The sequence below is a fragment of the Photobacterium japonica genome (assembly GCF_050337005.1).
Classification (GTDB): Bacteria; Pseudomonadota; Gammaproteobacteria; order Enterobacterales; family Vibrionaceae; genus Photobacterium; species Photobacterium japonica.
This window is the reverse complement of sequence record NZ_JAKJSN010000008.1, coordinates 14,275-30,492: the sequence shown is the minus strand read 5'-3', so window position 1 is coordinate 30,492 and position 16,218 is coordinate 14,275. Positions and strand designations below refer to the sequence as shown.

General features: G+C 48.1%; 10 protein-coding genes. 6 read left to right on the top strand and 4 right to left on the bottom strand.

The annotated features are described in order from the left end of the window. Window positions 1-16: 16 nt before the first annotated feature. Together L4C36_RS01725 and L4C36_RS01720 are read right to left on the bottom strand one after the other, a co-directional pair. Window positions 17-3,334 carry an efflux RND transporter permease subunit gene (locus L4C36_RS01725; RefSeq protein WP_428476058.1) on the bottom strand — a complete coding sequence of 1,106 codons (3,318 nt, stop codon included), beginning with the start codon at window positions 3,332-3,334 and terminating at the stop codon, window positions 17-19. Further along, window positions 3,334-4,464 (bottom strand): efflux RND transporter periplasmic adaptor subunit, encoded by a 1,131-nt coding sequence (locus L4C36_RS01720; RefSeq protein ID WP_428476057.1) that lies wholly within the window; start codon window positions 4,462-4,464, stop codon window positions 3,334-3,336. The genes L4C36_RS01725 and L4C36_RS01720 overlap by 1 nt, the downstream gene beginning before the upstream one ends. A 294-nt stretch (window positions 4,465-4,758) precedes the next feature. Here L4C36_RS01720 and deoR point away from each other — a divergent pair, with 294 nt between their 5' ends. Continuing rightward, window positions 4,759-5,535 carry a DNA-binding transcriptional repressor DeoR gene (gene deoR / locus L4C36_RS01715; RefSeq protein WP_428476056.1) on the top strand — a complete coding sequence of 259 codons (777 nt, stop codon included), beginning with the start codon at window positions 4,759-4,761 and terminating at the stop codon, window positions 5,533-5,535. Between the two features lie 94 nt (window positions 5,536-5,629). Here the strand turns inward: deoR and L4C36_RS01710 are convergent, their stop codons facing one another. Both L4C36_RS01710 and L4C36_RS01705 read right to left on the bottom strand, forming a co-directional pair. Then, window positions 5,630-8,782, bottom strand: a complete 3,153-nt coding sequence (locus tag L4C36_RS01710) for an ExeM/NucH family extracellular endonuclease (protein ID WP_428476055.1) — start codon at window positions 8,780-8,782, stop codon at window positions 5,630-5,632. A gap of 40 nt (window positions 8,783-8,822) precedes the next feature. Then, window positions 8,823-9,905, bottom strand: a complete 1,083-nt coding sequence (locus L4C36_RS01705) for a TonB-dependent receptor (RefSeq protein ID WP_428476054.1) — start codon at window positions 9,903-9,905, stop codon at window positions 8,823-8,825. A 468-nt stretch (window positions 9,906-10,373) separates the two neighbouring features. Here L4C36_RS01705 and L4C36_RS01700 point away from each other — a divergent pair, with 468 nt between their 5' ends. The 5 genes from L4C36_RS01700 (at window position 10,374) to L4C36_RS01680 (ending at window position 16,213) form a co-directional block, all read left to right on the top strand. Beyond that, window positions 10,374-12,923 carry an Ig-like domain-containing protein gene (locus L4C36_RS01700; RefSeq protein ID WP_428476053.1) on the top strand — a complete coding sequence of 850 codons (2,550 nt, stop codon included), beginning with the start codon at window positions 10,374-10,376 and terminating at the stop codon, window positions 12,921-12,923. Window positions 12,924-13,062: 139 nt separating this feature from the next. Further along, window positions 13,063-13,362 carry a DUF2607 family protein gene (locus tag L4C36_RS01695; RefSeq protein WP_428476052.1) on the top strand — a complete coding sequence of 100 codons (300 nt, stop codon included), beginning with the start codon at window positions 13,063-13,065 and terminating at the stop codon, window positions 13,360-13,362. Between the two features lie 42 nt (window positions 13,363-13,404). After that, window positions 13,405-14,088, top strand: a complete 684-nt coding sequence (zrgA, locus tag L4C36_RS01690; RefSeq protein ID WP_428476051.1) for a zinc uptake protein ZrgA — start codon at window positions 13,405-13,407, stop codon at window positions 14,086-14,088. A 152-nt stretch (window positions 14,089-14,240) separates the two neighbouring features. Then, window positions 14,241-14,957 carry an ABC transporter ATP-binding protein gene (locus tag L4C36_RS01685; protein WP_428476050.1) on the top strand — a complete coding sequence of 239 codons (717 nt, stop codon included), beginning with the start codon at window positions 14,241-14,243 and terminating at the stop codon, window positions 14,955-14,957. Then, window positions 14,954-16,213, top strand: a complete 1,260-nt coding sequence (locus L4C36_RS01680) for an ABC transporter permease (RefSeq protein ID WP_428476049.1) — start codon at window positions 14,954-14,956, stop codon at window positions 16,211-16,213. Before L4C36_RS01685 ends, L4C36_RS01680 begins: the two co-directional genes overlap by 4 nt. The last annotated feature ends 5 nt before the right edge of the window (window positions 16,214-16,218 follow it).

The following is a 16,218-nucleotide window of genomic DNA, read 5'->3' as shown; positions in this document are numbered from 1 at the left end:
GTCCCACTTTGGTGCGTTAATGGGCTGACTCTTCGCCTCTCTCCAATGAGGTATGTGGCGATGAGGCGGTGAACGCCTTGCGGAGCTCTTGCTGAACAATTTCAGCGGGGTCACCGTGTGTGGATGCCGTTTGCAATGCAGGTTGCGCGATGCTGGTTTCTGATCGCGAGACCGTTTTCGCTGACGGGTGTGCGACGTGTGTATCAGCGCTGTGTGGTTGTGCACGCTGTGGTGTCGATTCTGCGTTTTCCTCGGGCGATTTATCGCGGCCTAGCATCAGTAAACACGGTGTGAGGACCAACGTGAGTACGGTGGCAAAGGCGAGCCCCCCAGAGATAGCGGTAGCGAGTTGCGACCACCATTGGGTACTCGGTGCCCCAAATTCCACGTTGCGGTTGATTAGGTCGATATTCATTTTCAATACCATGGGCAGCAATCCCAAAATCGTGGTCACGGTGGTTAACATGACAGGGCGAAGGCGCTGAGCTCCTGTGTGCATGATGGCGTTGATTTTGTCTAAGCCGTCCTTTCTCAACTGGTTGTAGGTGTCGATCAACACGATGTTGTTGTTCACCACTATCCCCGCCAGCGCAATGACACCAATGCCGGACATGACAATGCCAAACGGTCGTTGGAAGATCAGTAAGCCTAAGAACACCCCGACGGTAGAAAATAAGACCGCACTTAGGATCAGTAACGCTTGGTAAAAGCTATTGAACTGGGTCACTAAAATCAGGCCCATTACGGCTAATGCGACCAAGAAGGCATATTGCAGAAAGGCCATCGACTTGTTCTGATCCTCATTCTGGCCTTTTATCTTGACCTCGATGCCATCGGCGAACGTCATGCCTTCAATGGCGGCTGTTACTGTTGGCAGTTCAAGACTTAAGTTGTAGCCTTCAGACATATCCGCAAAAATTTCTAACACCCGTTTGCCATCGGTGCGGTTAATGGTGTTTTGTTTTGGTGCCGGGGTAATGTCGGAGAAGTTAGTGATGGGGACCATGCCGTACACAGTTTTCACCCGTAGTTCATCAAAGCGCCCAATGTCCCGTTTGTCTTGTGGGTAGCGCACTAAAATATCGACGTCATCATCGGTGTCATCCGGGAGGAAGTCACCAATTTTTAGGCCATTCGTGACAAATTGAACGGTGTTGCCGACCAAGGTGGCATCGCTGCCAAAGCGTGCGGCATCATCACGATCAATATTAATTTGCCAGTCGATGCCTTGTTTATCCCCAGAATCTGACAGGTTCGTATAGGCGGGCTGGCTTGATAGCCATTGTTTCACCTGAAAGATGGCATCTTGCATGGCGGCATGATGGGTGCCTGCGACTTCGATTTCGAGATCATTCCCCCCCGATGGGCCTGCATTTTCGGTTTTAAATTCGATCTCAATGCCGGGCAGATCACGTACCTGTTCACGCATATCTTCAATGATGGCGTTGACCGGTTCACGGTCTTGCCAGTCAGCAGCACTGAATTGCAGGGTGCCGATCCTGCCGCTGCCCCCTGTGCGGGTGTAGACACTTTTGATCCCTTTATGGCCGAGTAAGCGTTGTTCTACTTGTTTGATTAAGGCGTCTTTTTCATAGATAGATAAATCCCCATGAGAACGGACATTCACGGTGAATCGAGAGGGATCGACATCAGGGAAGAATTCCATCCCCAAACCGGCTTTGCCATAGGCAAAACCGACCCCAATAGCAAACACAATCGCACCGGCCAATACTTTCAGAGGGTGGCGAATCGCGATAGCCAGACTGTTGAGGTACAACTTAGTGATACCGGTCGTTTGGTCGAATTGGCCTTGTTCTATCGCTTGTTTGCGTGCTTGTTCTTTGGGGCTAACGTATTGGGGTTTACCTAATACTTGGCCGAGCACGGGTACAAACAAGAGCGCCATAATGAGGGACGCTGACAATGTAGCAATGAGTGTGAGTGGCAAATAGCGCATGAATTCGCCGGTGGTATCTGGCCAGAAGAGTAGGGGAGCAAACGCGGCGAGTGTCGTCGCGGTTGAGGCTGTGATTGGCCAGGCCATTCGCTTGGCGGCTTCACGGTACGCTTGTGCTGGCGGGATATTTTCTTGCATACGGCGATCGGCGTATTCGGTGACAACAATGGCGCCGTCCACCAGCATGCCGACGGCCATGATCAGGCCAAATAAGACGACCATGTTGATGGTGATCCCGCTCATGGCGAGGATCAATAGTCCGGTTAAGAACGATCCGGGAATAGATATACCTACCAGAAAAGCGGTGCGTGCGCCTAAAATAGCGAGGATAACAACCACCACCAAAATGATGGCTGACAGGATGTTATTTTGCAGGTCGGTCAGGTTACTGTTGACCTCTTTCGATTTATCAAGGGTGTATTCCACTAACAGGTTATCTGGCCATTCGTCGCGCTTTTGCGCTTCGGCCATCACGGCTTTGACGATCTCCACCGTTTCAATGATGTTTTCGCCCGCGCGTTTTTTAATTTCTAATACGACTGCGCTTTCCCCGTTGAGGCGAGCAAAGCTGTTCGGATCACGGAACGCTCGGCGAATGGTGGCCACATCACCAAAGCTGACAACGGTGTTACCATCGACTTTGATCGGTAGATCAAGAATGTCTTTGAGTGATTCAAACACCGACGGGACTTTGACAGAGAAGCGGCCGTATCCTGTATCGACGAAGCCTGCTGCGACCACGCGGTTATTGCGCGACACTAAGTTGAAGACATCTTGCTGGTCTAAGCCGTAGCTTTCCATCAGGAGGGGATCAACAATGACTTCCACCACATCTTGGCGATCACCGGCGATATCAACTTCTAATATTTGGCGAAAGCTTTCCAGTTTGTCTTGCAGTTTACGCGCTATTTGGATGGTGGTGCGCTCTGGTACGGTGCCATAAAGCACCATCGACAGCACGGGAACTTCGTTGGCCAACGTAATTTCATTGACTGTGGGTTCATCGCTGTCTTCGGGTAATTTATTTTTTGCGACATCCACCGCTTCACGCACGTCAGTGAGGGCGAGATCAATGTCGCTGCCAGCATTGAACTCCAAGACAACCGAAGCGTGGCCTTCTGACGCTGTGGCTGTCATCTTCTTGATCCCTTCGATTGACTGCAGCTCACTCTCTAATGGGCGCACCAGCAACCTTTCGGCATCATCCGGGCTGATCCCTTGGTGTGACACGGAGACATAAATGATTGGGATGGTGATATCAGGGTTAGATTCTTTGGGGATGATTTTGTAGGTGATCACCCCTGCAATGAGGATTAACACTAACAGCGTCAGCATGGTGCGAGAGCGGCTCAGGACCGCATCGATCAAGCTATGCATTATTGGCTCCCGTCTTCGTGTGTTGGGATCACGCTATCACCATCGCGGACAAAGCCTTGACCGACAGTAATGACATCAACAGGATTCGGGGTACCGCCCAGCCATACACCGTCAGGTTCGACTTTCACCACCGCAATCGGAATGAATTTGACTTTGTCGGTATCGACGACGGTTTTGATCCCTAGGTTGCCAGCTTCATCCAGCGCGAGCATAGAAGGGGTCATTTTAATCGCATCTTGGGTTTCAAGAACGAGTTCCAGATTGGTGCTGGTACCGGCAGTGAAGCGCATGTCGGGGTTGCTGATCTCGACCTCAATGGGGTAGGTGTTGGTATTCACGGAGGCGACCGAGGCGCGGTAACGCACTTTCCCTTGTGTTTGATGACCAGAGACCAATTCCACGGTGGCGTCTTGGCCTTTGAATACACTGTCGACATGGCGTTCGCTAATATCAGCGCTAATGACTAAGGGATCCAAATCCACGATATTGATAACCGGATCGCCAATACCGACATAGGCACCTTTCTCGGTATATAACGATTCTAAAATCCCGTCAAACGGTGCGTAGATCACAGTGTTATCAAGGGCTATTTGTGCACTACGCAAAGCGGCTTTGGCTTCTACCAATGCCGCTTCTGTTTTACTTAATGCCACCTCACCTTGCAGGCCCCGTTTACGCAATGATTGGGCTGCTTTGTATTCTTGGTTACGGACTTTTAGTAAGGCTTGGGCGCGTTTTAGCTGCAACTCACGGTCAGCTTTATCCAGTTTCACCAAGGCTTGTCCGGCTTTGACAGCATGGCCTTTTTGGACCAGTAATGTATCGATAGTACCAGAGACTTCTGCTGCCAGCGTGGCCTGCCGGTTAGGCGCGGTACGGCCATACAAGGAGAGGGTACGGGTGACAGGCTGTGTATGAAACTGCCCCACTTTCACGGTCGCCAAGGGAATGGCTTTTTGGCTTGTGGTATTGCTATTGCTATTAGTGGTTGCGTTCTCTGTGGATGTCCCTTCTTTATCGTCCGTTGAAGAAGAGGTGCCCAATCCGCTCAACAGCCAGAGTGCAATGACAATCAGTATTAAGACTGACAGTATCCAAGGTTTTCGAGAAAAGGTCTTTTTTATGCTCATGGTTCGTCTCATCCTAGCTGACGGATCGGTTACATATCATTAACGTAGACTCTATCAGTTCGGATGCGCATTGTTAACGATTAGTAAACATAACGGGCTTTTATTACTGGCAAAGAAAAGTGCTGAGTATGATTGAGCCTGTTTTGACTCGTTCATTCCGTCGGATAGAGAATACCCAGTAAAAGGAGATGATGGCCTAAGTCACACTGCTGAATATCGTTGATTAATATTCATTTCCGACTTGGTATAATTTGCAGATTAATAAAAGATAATAATAATTGAACAGGAAGCGTCATGATGGAAACTAAGCAGGAGAAACGGATCCGGCAACTGGTGGAGTTGTTACATCGCAAAGAAAAAATCCATTTAAAACAGGCCGCCGAAGCACTCTCTGTCTCTGAAATGACATTACGGCGAGATTTGATTGAACCTCTCGCAGGATTAAGTGTGATTGGTGGGTATATCATTAATAATCAAAGGCATGAAGATGATTATACCTACTGCTTATACGAGCAACATGAAAGCCATGTGCGAGAGAAAAGTGAAATTGGGAAGTGTGCGGCGGCCTATATAAGAAATAATGATACAGTCTTTTTTGATAATGGCACGACGATTGTGCATATAATTCATGCGATCGATGAGCATATTTCATTCACGGGTGTGTGTTTTTCTTTAAATGTATTTTTAGCCTTAAAAAACAAGCCTAATTGCCACCCTATATTATGTGGGGGAGGGTTTGATTCGCAATGTAATCACTTTTATCCAATTTCAGAGAATAATGAACTGGATGATCTGCGTATTGATATTATGTTTGCGTCGGCAGCGGGTATCGATCGCCGGCAAGGGGTCACGTGTCATGCGCTTACGGAAATTCCTTATAAGCGACAAGCCATGAAGCAATCGCAAACTGTTATCTTAGTGGTCGATAGCAGCAAAATCGGTGTGGTAAGAAAAGCGGCGGTATGTCGCCTCAGTGCCATTGATGCGATTATTTGTGATCAACCCTTATCCGAAGAGTGGGCATCTTTGGTGGGACAGCCTGAAAGTGAATCAATGAGCGTGTCGCAATAATCACGCGAAGCCTTGCATCTTGATATGACTATTAAGTAGGAATAAAAAAAGAGGCTGATTTCAGCCTCTTTTTGTTTATGACGTTGGTTGAAGGTTATTTACGCAAGCGACGCATAAAGCCCAAGCCAAGCAGAGAGATCAAACCAAGAAGACCCGTTGAACCGCCACCGCCTGTGCCGTCATACGGTGGAATAGTGATTTCAGGCTCTAGTGAATCACGTTTTACCACATCGACGGTCATGACGACTTTCGCATCTGCAAGATCAGTACTTGCGGCTTTTGTTTCTGCAGGACGAGTTAGCGCCATCGTCACGTTGTAGCGACCGGTATCAACACCGTTCACATCAAAGAAGACAGTTTGTTTGCCGTCTTTTTCTAGCGTGATTTGTGGTAAGGCTACGCTGTCCATGTCTTCCGGTGTTGGAGAGAACTGGATTGTTGCAATGTCACCGGCTTTCGCGTTTTCTAGGTTGATAGGGTAAGCCACCTCCATACGGCCGCTCTTCGCTGCCAGTACAACCGGTTTACCGTCAGTTTCACCGTACTCATAGCTTAGTGCAATGATTGCAGAGTCATGATCCGAAGAACGGAACGGTGTTTCTGCGTAGAACGGGTTATTCCCCCAAACGGTATCTTTGTAGCTATTTTCATAGTCAAACAGTGATGACTCCGCGGCATTGATATGCCAGTCAGCGGCATCAATCAGTTTCGTTTTCAGTGATGGCGTTACCAGTACGTGGTCCAATGAACCAATTTCATCGTTGTACGAGTAGCTCCAGCTTGACTGCTTCTTCTCTGCATCTTTCATGGCCACGGCATTCAAGAAGCCGAATGACTGGGTGATCTCAGCGCCAGATGCACCAAACTGTGGCTTGTGACCGATGAAGGTATCACGTGCCGCGCGGATCGTTTTACCTTCAGGCAGATCTGATGGGATCTTCGTTAGCACAAGCATGGCATCTTCTTGGCCATAAGAGTTGAAGTCCCCCATCACAACCTGATCGCCACCGATTTTGGTCATTTGCTGACCAAGTTCGACAGCGGCTGCAACGCGGAACGCTTCACAAGAACCCTGGAAGTCAGCATCTTTCACATCGTCTTTTACGGTGTCAAAGTCGTCCCAGTTCTGCCAACCCTGCCAATCTTCCCAACACGTCGAACCTTTTGACTTGAAGTGGTTAACCGCAACGGTCAGCGTTTTACCTGTGTTGTGAAGTTTAAAGGTCGCCGCAACGGAATTACGTTGATAGTTCTTACCGTTTTCACGTACTTCCCCTTTGTTATCCACCAGCGCTGTGCCGTTTTCATCGGTGATGATAGGTGCAACCTGACGTGGCATTTCGATGATACGAGAAGACTCCAGTGACAATTTGCTTGGACGGTAGATCAAACCGGATGTGATGGCATCGCCACCGACCGAATCTAGCTCATCCAGAATGGTATCACCGTTTGAATCAAAGCCAATGAATGCATAGCGGTTATGGTTTGACTCCGGCTCGTCTTTATCTGAGTAGTCTTCTTCGTAGTATTTGGCGTTAATCGCTTTCACGAATTGGCTGATAGCACCGATGTCGTTAAAGCCATTGTTTTCGATTTCCATCAAACCGATGACGTCGGCATCCAGTGCATAAATGGCTTCAACCAGTTTCGCTTGCTGTTGTTCAAATTCAAGCTGGCTTTCTGCACCACGGTTATCACCAAATTGGTTATCCGCACCGCCGTAAGGGGAGTTGAAGTAGTTCAGTACGTTTTGAGTCGCCAAACGAACGGCAAAGGCATTGTCGTCAGTGCTGTCGTTCAGTGTAGGTGCATCCGTACGATCTGTGTTGTGCTTGAAGTTCGAGCCATCAACGATGTTCGTCGCAATTAGGCGGAAGTTGCCGAAAGAGTAGTGAACAACACCTTCTAGACCCACCACACTGTCGTTAATGCGAATGTAGTTGTTCTGTGGATCTGTTTTGAAATTCGGGTAGTAGGGGATCTCACCGTTAGGGGCTTTCTGATCGGTTTCTACATATAAACGGAAATTGTTGTTTTCCGCAGAATGATCCAATGACGCTTGGCTACCCGCCACATGCTCTTGGTTAGGCTGCATGTTAGGGCGTTTGTACGCCAATACCATGTTGTTACGGAAGCTATCAAAATCGAAGCTGAAGCTACGTGAAACACGCATATCTTCGTTGATATCAGGTGTTGATGGATCCATATCGGCCGGCAGATTAACCAGCATGCCTTCATAGCGTTCTAGAGTTTTCGCAAAGTCATCACCGTCGCTGGCGATTTTCACTAGATCAACCGCAGTAGGTGCAGAGCCTTCACTGGTGACGTGCCAGTTGTCAGCATCAACTAGGGTTAGGCCGTAATCTTCTTTGACTTTACCGGTAACAGTGACGTTTTGACCGATCAAATTTTCAGGTAGGGAGTCTGTTGTTTTAATGAACAGGCCATCAGAGGTGCGTTCATTGTTGTCGTTGGCGTAAAGGTAGAAACCTTTCGCGAAACTGGTGGCGACGGCGCTAACCACCCCCGTCACTTCATAATAGTCTTTTGACGTGTATTGACCGTCTTCAAGCAGTGGTGAACGTGAACCTTCACCTTGGATTTCTCCAACAGTGGTTGGTTTACCGATCACTGGCGGTGGTGGTTCAGGTGCAAACTCGGTGCTGCCAAGACCGCTGAAGGTGTCTTTATCCAGAGCAGTCCAGTTGCGAGAAACGTATCCAGCAGACGGTGTTTGGGCATTAATATTACGGCGGAAAGTTTGGTCTTTACCCCAGTCAGAACCGCCAACACCCACGATATCGTGGATGTTATCTAGGGTATTGCTCGTTGCCGCAAGCATCACAGAGTCGTCACCCGTGAAGTTCATACCATTATGGCGAACTTCATCATAGGTACCGGCTTTGACGAAAGTGGCGCCATTGGCTTCAATGGCATCAATTAACGGTTGTTTAGAATCAGGGTGAATAACAACAACGGTTTGTTGTGCAGGAACCGTGATACCTTCTAGTACGGAAGACTTATCTGACTGCTGAATCTGATTAAGGTATGACCCGGTGTAATAATAAAGGCCAATATCGCTACCGAAGGTATAATTAGTATCACCTGTATTGGTGATTTCGATGGCCTTATTATAAGAAGACCCTTCAACGTATTCAGAAATAATAATATCGTTGATACCCGCCATCGCAGGGGCGGAAAGGGCAGTCGCAACTGCCGCAGATAATAAGGTAAGTTTATTGTTCATAGAAAACCTATATCACTAAGATGCTAAAAGAGAGTGAGTGTTAGAAGTAAACACGGGCGTACGCATACACATCTTGCGCGGCTTCACCGATGCTGCCTTCAATGGCCAGCAAGGACGAACGTGTAGGTTTATAGTTCACGCCTAAGGTGCCCCATGTGCGGCTGCTGCCCCAGTCATTGTCTTTGCCATCCCAATACTCACTGTTTTCATCCCAGTGCTCATAGGCTTCATAGTTTGCAGAACCCGTTACTTCCCATTTCGGTGAGATAACGTATTTCGCCGACACCAATGCCCCTTCGTGATCTAAGGTTTGGTAATCGTTGTAAGTGTGAATTTCATTGTTTGGATCGGTTACATCAACCGCATTTTTTTCTTGAGCAATGTCTTCTTGCTCATAGAAGGCATTGAAACCAAGGGAAAGGTCGTGAGTCACGGCAAGGCGCGCACCAAGGCCGACAAGGCGTTGTTCACCGTATTTGGATTCCCCTGCCGCACCATTACGGGTTTCTAGCCCTAGTACCACAGAGAATGTTTTACCAAAGTAACCCGCGTAACCGTTGATCACATCACCCAGTGATGAGCCTGAGCTTGATTCAGCATCGTAGCTGTAAGAAGCGCCGACTTTGATGTCGCTAAAGCGGCCTTCATATTTTACTGTTGCCGCCTGGTCGCCTGCTTCACCGGTTTCTACTGTGGTATCCAGCGTGAAATCACCGTATTTGTCATAATCATCAAAGGCTGTGTCTGTGATACCGGCTTCAATGTAATGGTTTGGATTAAAGGCATAACCCAAGAACATTTTATCAATGCTCAGTTTCATATCACCTGTACCGTATTTCCAGTTCTCGCGTTCATAGTCGAGTTCTAGGCGGTAATGAATGTCACCGTTTTTCCCTTTTGCGCCCAGTGTGGCAAAAGAATCATCGATGAAACTCTTATCCTTGTAAAATTCGCCAGAAGAATAGTCCGCACCGAAGTGGCCACCAATGCCGACTTCACCATAGACGTCTAAATGGTCACCATTGTCATTTTGATAAACCGTTGCAGCGTGTAGCGATGGTGCAATGAATAGCGCAGATAGCAGTGTAGCTATGGCTGTTTTTTTAGGTGTGGCAATGTCCATTATGCAACCTTTGTGATGATTAAAACAATTTACGTTGTTATTGTTGAAATATTCACATTCAATGGTTGTCACGATCAAATGGCTGACAAGGCTAATGAGATCCCTATCAATTGTTTTGCGAGAAATAAGATGAAATTGTGATTTAAGATAATCATCAGGTGTTAATTTTGACGCATGGTTTTGAGTGTAAAGTGACTGATTTATAGAAAATTTAATGACACGTTTTTGTATGGTTTGTCATGGTGGGTAAAGAGAAAAGGTGATGGTTATGCATGTTGTAATGAGAGAGCACGTAACAAGGTGAAATTAAAATGGGATATTCTATTAATAGTTTAGAAAATTAAGTGTGAATTGTCGGCACTGAATGATTTATTGCGCATGATGAATGAAGGAAATGTGAATTCTCGATGGAAGCACGTCGAAATCATTACTATGCCTTTTAAGTAACTATGAGTAAGGACATTCACTATGCGTAAGATTTTTATACCATCAGCGATAGCGTTGGGTTTGGCATCCGCTTACCCTGCGTTAGCGTTTGATTGTACGGCATTGCCAGAATGGCAAAGTAACGTCGCTTATAATGGCGGGGCAGAAGTCCAGCAAGGCGGCGAAGCGTATAAATCTAACTGGTGGTCGTCAGGCAACCGTCCTGACCAACACGCCGGACAATGGCAAGAGTGGTCATCACTTGGCCAATGTGACAACGGCGGGAACACAAACCAGCCACCGACTATCGACGTAACTTCTCCTTTGAACAATGCCCAATTTACTGACGGCGATAGTATTACTCTTTCTGCAACCGCTGCTGACAGCGACGGTAGCGTACGTGATGTTGAGTTCTTGTTGAACGGTTCAAGTGTAGGGGTTGTGGATACGGCGCCTTATACTCTGGCATGGAAAGCGATGACCGGTCAGCACACCATCACCGTGGTGGTGACCGACAACGAAGGTGCGGTGACACAAGATAACGTGAAGATCACCGTCAACCCAGCGGACGGTGGTGTACCACCGGTGGTGGATTTGGCTTACCCAACCGCGAACGCACAAATTAAAGACGGTGAACAAGTTGTCCTGAAGGCCAATGCTTCCGATGCTGATGGCACCGTGACACGCGTTGAGTTCTACGTCGATAACCAGCTGGTGGGCAGTGATGACACCGCGCCGTTTGAAACGGTATGGGCTGCGACGCAAGGCTCGCACAGCTTTAAAGTGAAGGCCATTGATTCGGATAATTTGGCTGTATGGTCACAAGAAGTGACGGTTGCTGTTGAAGGCTCAACCGGCAGCGGCGGTTGTGCGGGTGTGCCTCAATACAAAGCGGGCACAAAATACGCAGCGGGCGATATCGTTCAAAATGCCAATTATAAATACGCGTGTGATATCGCCGGTTGGTGTTCATCGGATGCGGCATGGGCGTATGAACCTAACACCGGTGCTTACTGGCAAGAAGCATGGACAGATCTGGGCATTTGTGCCATCGGTCCTGTCGTGACATTCACCACACCAGCGGACAACGCAACGGTATTAGCGGGTGAAACCGTGACGCTGGCGGTAGAAGCCACGGATGCAGACGGTTCAATCAGCGGCGTGGAATTCTTTGCTGCTGGACAGAGCCTAGGGGTGGATTCACAAGCACCGTACAGCGCAAACTGGCTAGCCAGCGGTAACAGTGAAGTGAGCCTGAGCGCGGTTGCGACCGACAACGAAGGCAATGAAGGGCAGGCGGGTGTATTGGTGAAAGTCAGCGACCAGCCACTTGTTGCGTCTTTGACATCGCCAACCAGCGGCACGACGGTCGGTTTAGGTAAAGCGGTTACGATGGCCGCAGACGCGACATCGATGAGCGGTATCGTGACGAAAGTCGAATTCTTGGTGAATGGCCGTGTGGTTGCGACAGATACGTCTGCGCCTTACACCGCGTCATGGATGCCAGGTGCCGTCGGTAGCTACAGTATTTCAGCCCTTGCGACAGACAACACCGGTTTGACGGCAGCGACAGCGGGCGCGACAGTGAAAGTGTTTGAGCAATCTGCCGTGAAGCATAAGTTGATTGGTTACTGGCACAACTTTGTTAACGGTGCCGGTTGCCCGATGAACTTGAGCGAAATGTCGAAAGCATGGGACATCATTGATATTGCGTTTGCAGAAAATGATCGTGGCAGTGATGGTACCGTGCATTTTAATCTTTACAGCGGTGATATCCATAGTACTTGTCCGGCACTTGATCCTCAGCGATTTAAGCAAGACATGGCTGCACTTCAAGCCGAAGGCAAAGTGTTTGTCTTGTCGTTAGGCGGGGCAGAAGGCACGATTACGCTAAACACAGACACCGATGAAGCTAACTTTGTGAGCAGCTTGACGGACGTTGTAAAAGAGTGGGGCTTTGATGGCTTAGATATCGACCTAGAAAGCGGCTCTAACTTGCTTCATGGTACGCAAATTCAGGCGCGTTTACCGAAAGCACTGAAGCAAATTGAAGCGAACATGGGCGGGGATATGTACCTGACGATGGCGCCAGAGCACCCCTACGTACAAGGCGGCATGATTGCGTACAGTGGCATTTGGGGGGCTTACATTCCATTGATTGATGAGCTGCGTGATACTTTGGATCTACTGCACGTACAGCTGTATAACAATGGTGGTATGCCTAATCCATACCTACCGGGTGCTGCACCTGAAGGGTCTGTCGATATGATGGTCGCACAGTCTAAGATGTTGATTGAGGGCTTTGAATTGGCCAATGGTCAGCGTTTTGCACCGCTCCGTGATGATCAGGTGGCGATTGGTTTACCATCAGGCCCAAGTTCTGCAAACTCAGGTCAAGCGCCAACGCAGAACATTTTGGATGCACTGGACTGTCTGACGAAAGGCACCAAGTGTGGCACAGTGAAACCTGCGTTTAATTACCCGAACTACGGTGGGGTAATGACATGGTCTATTAACTGGGATAAGCACGACGGTTACAACTTCTCTGGCCCAGTGGGTGATAAGTTGAAAGCCATGAATGCGGGTCAATAACGGTCATCTTCCCGTTATTTCTCAATAAATGATAAAACCGCTAGCCACGTGCTGGCGGTTTTATTTTTCACAAAGCACTGACACGGTTGTGTTGTATTGTTATATTATAACAATATCAAGGATGAATGAGTGCTCAGTTGTGGTAAGTCGTGGATCTCACACTATTAAGACGCGTTGTATTGCGGTTTGTGCGATTGTATTGGCGATATGGTTCAATGTTGCACTGGTGAGTCACCAAGTCGACAGTAACCCGAGCCATCACCTGTACCACCATTGTGAATTATTCTCCGCAGCACAACATGGCCTGTCTCAAGCCATGCCTGCAATACCTCTTATCCCCTCGTTTGAAGGGTTCAGTGTTACTTTTTTCACGGGAAAAGCCAGAACCCAGCATTTTGCCTACCTTGCCCGCTCACCACCGTTCCTTATTGATCAATAAAACGCTTACTATTTTGACTATTGATTATTAAGGATTGGATTCATGACGGCCAAATCTCACGTTGCTCTTTCTGTGGGGCTTGTTTTAAGTGCCACTATGTTCACTGCTTCTGCGTTTGCAGAGGATCATTTTCGCCAGCATGATGCCCATGTGCACGGGCAGGTTGAGTTTAATATCGCTCAAGATGGCCATGATTTACTGATTGAAATCACCGCGCCGGGAGCCGATGTTGTAGGTTTTGAACATCAGCCACAAACTGACAAGCAGCAACAGCGCGTCAACCAAGCGACGAAGCAACTTGGTCAGGCAAATACGCTGTTTACACTTAATCGTGGCGCCCAATGCAAACTTGAACAGGCGGCTGTGCATCACACACTCGGTGAGATGGATGATCACGCTAAACACGATGATCACCATGATCATGATGATCATAAAGACCATGCGTCTCACGAAGAACATGACTCTCATGATGATCATGACCACCTCGAGAGTCACGACCATCATGAACATGAAACAGAAGCGTATCATGATAATCACAATGACGGGCATGGTGCGTTTACTGTTGAGTATCACTACCACTGTGATGATATTGCCGAGCTAAAGCGCATTGAAACCCAGTGGTTCACTCACTTTACTGACACCCAAATGATTCACGTTAACCTTCTGACGGATAACGCTCAAACAGCCACTGAGCTGTCTGCAGGCAAGACAGTGATTTCGTTATAGTAAAGCGCTTGATTACAAGGTGCTTATTACTAAGGTGAACGACTTTTAAGTTATTGGTTTTAAGGCGCTTTGTTTCAAGTTGGTATATTTCAAGGTGACAGGTTTGTTGGGCAGGGTAGTCCTGCTCAACAAGCAGGAATGTGGACAGAACAATGAGTGATGTAAAAGTGAATATAACGCCGACGGTGGTGACATTACGTGAGGTGGTTTTCTCATGGCCACAAACGTCTTCCCCCGTATTGCACATACCGGAACTGACGATTGGCCAAGGGGAGCATGTGTTCATTAAAGGCCCGAGTGGTTGCGGTAAATCAACCTTGCTCGGTTTATTAACCGGTATCCATCAAGCCCAGCACGGAGTCGTTGAGATTTTGGGGACGGATATCAGTCAATTGACCGCCAGCCAAAGAGATACATATCGTGCTGACCATATTGGCTATATTTTCCAGCAATTTAATTTACTGCCTTATTTGAATGTGGTTGAGAACGTTATCTTGCCCTGCCATTTTTCAAAACAAAGAAAACAGCGGCTTACTATGTCCGCCGACGAAACGGCGAGACAGTTGTTGCGACGGTTGCACTTGCCAGACGGGCAATTTAATAAGGCGGTTGTCGCACTCAGTATTGGTCAGCAACAACGCGTGGCTGCCGCGAGAGCACTCATCGGAGCGCCAGCTTTAATCATTGCTGATGAGCCGACTTCAGCGCTGGATCACGAAAATCGTCATGCTTTTATTCAGTTGCTGATGGAACAAGCGAACGCTGCCCAATCAACGCTGATTTTTGTGAGTCATGATCCCACCTTAGAACCGTTGTTTGATCGTGTTATTGATTTACAGCGATTGAATCACGTGGAGAGGGTGTCATGAAAGCGATTTCGATGCTTGCTTGGAAAAGCGTGATGAACCGTAAAGCCACAGCCATGTTGACGATACTCACGGTTGCCATTTCTGTGATTCTCTTGATGGGGGTGGAACGAATTCGTACGCAAGCTAAGACCAGCTTTGCTAATACCCTGTCAGGCACTGATCTTATTGTTGGTGGCCGTTCAGGGCAGGTCAATTTGCTGCTTTATTCCGTTTTTCGCATTGGTAACGCCACCAATAATATCGACTGGAAAAGCTATCAGGCGTTTAGTCAACATCGCGCCGTGGAGTGGGCGATCCCCATTTCGCTGGGGGACTCACATAAAGGGTTTCGGGTGATGGGAACAAACGATCAGTATTTTGCGTATTTTAAATATGGTCGTAAACAGCCACTGGCGTTCTCAAAAGGAGAAGCGTTTGCAGGGTTGTTTGATACCGTGATTGGATCGGATGTTGCAAAAACGCTGGGATATCACATTGGCAGTGAGATCATTATTGCGCACGGCATCAGTGATGTCGGCTTTAGCCGCCATGATCAGTTGCCTTTTAAGGTTGTGGGCATTCTTGCGCCAACGGGTACTCCTGTCGATAAAACGGTGCATGTGTCGTTAGAAGCCATAGAAGCCATTCATGTGGGGTGGGAGTCAGGGGCCCATCTCGGTAGCACGCCGACAGCGGAACAATTGACTCAGCATCAGTTTCAGCCGAAGCAAATCACCGCGATGTTACTGGGATTGAAATCGAAAATTCAAACCTTTGCTTTACAGCGACAAATCAACACTTATAGACAAGAGCCGTTGAGCGCCATTTTACCGGGTGTCGCATTGCATGAATTGTGGGGCATGATGTCTGTCGCTGAACAAGCGCTGATGGTGGTGTCTGCTTTTGTTGTGATAGCCGGATTACTTGGCATGCTCAGCAGCTTGTTGACCAGCTTACAGGAAAGACGGCGTGAAATGGCTATCCTGAGAGCGATGGGGGCAAGGCCAAAGCACGTTTTTGCCTTGCTGATCAGTGAAGCCAGTGCGTTAACCTTCGCCGGTATTATTGTCGGCGTGGCAGGATTGTACCTCGTGCTGGGTGTTGCGCATCTCATTATCCAGCAACAGTATGGTATTAACATCGCACTGACAGGGATGACATCATACGAATGGATGTTATTGGGTATCGTACAACTTGCCGGTATGGCAATGGGCTTTATTCCAGCACTGAGTGCTTACAAGCAATCGCTTAGCGATGGTATGACAATTCGAATTTAGAGATG

Bases quoted from the DNA above. Each gene is read 5' to 3' on its own strand.
- L4C36_RS01680 (WP_428476049.1), top strand. From the start codon at position 14,954: ATGAAAGCGATTTCGATGCTTGCTTGGAAAAGCGTGATGAACCGTAAA.
- L4C36_RS01725 (WP_428476058.1), bottom strand. From the start codon at position 3,334: ATGCATAGCTTGATCGATGCGGTCCTGAGCCGCTCTCGCACCATGCTG.
- L4C36_RS01700 (WP_428476053.1), top strand. From the start codon at position 10,374: ATGCGTAAGATTTTTATACCATCAGCGATAGCGTTGGGTTTGGCATCC.
- zrgA (WP_428476051.1), top strand. From the start codon at position 13,405: ATGACGGCCAAATCTCACGTTGCTCTTTCTGTGGGGCTTGTTTTAAGT.
- L4C36_RS01710 (WP_428476055.1), bottom strand. From the start codon at position 8,782: ATGAACAATAAACTTACCTTATTATCTGCGGCAGTTGCGACTGCCCTT.
- deoR (WP_428476056.1), top strand. From the start codon at position 4,759: ATGATGGAAACTAAGCAGGAGAAACGGATCCGGCAACTGGTGGAGTTG.
- L4C36_RS01685 (WP_428476050.1), top strand. From the start codon at position 14,241: ATGAGTGATGTAAAAGTGAATATAACGCCGACGGTGGTGACATTACGT.
- L4C36_RS01705 (WP_428476054.1), bottom strand. From the start codon at position 9,905: ATGGACATTGCCACACCTAAAAAAACAGCCATAGCTACACTGCTATCT.
- L4C36_RS01720 (WP_428476057.1), bottom strand. From the start codon at position 4,464: ATGAGCATAAAAAAGACCTTTTCTCGAAAACCTTGGATACTGTCAGTC.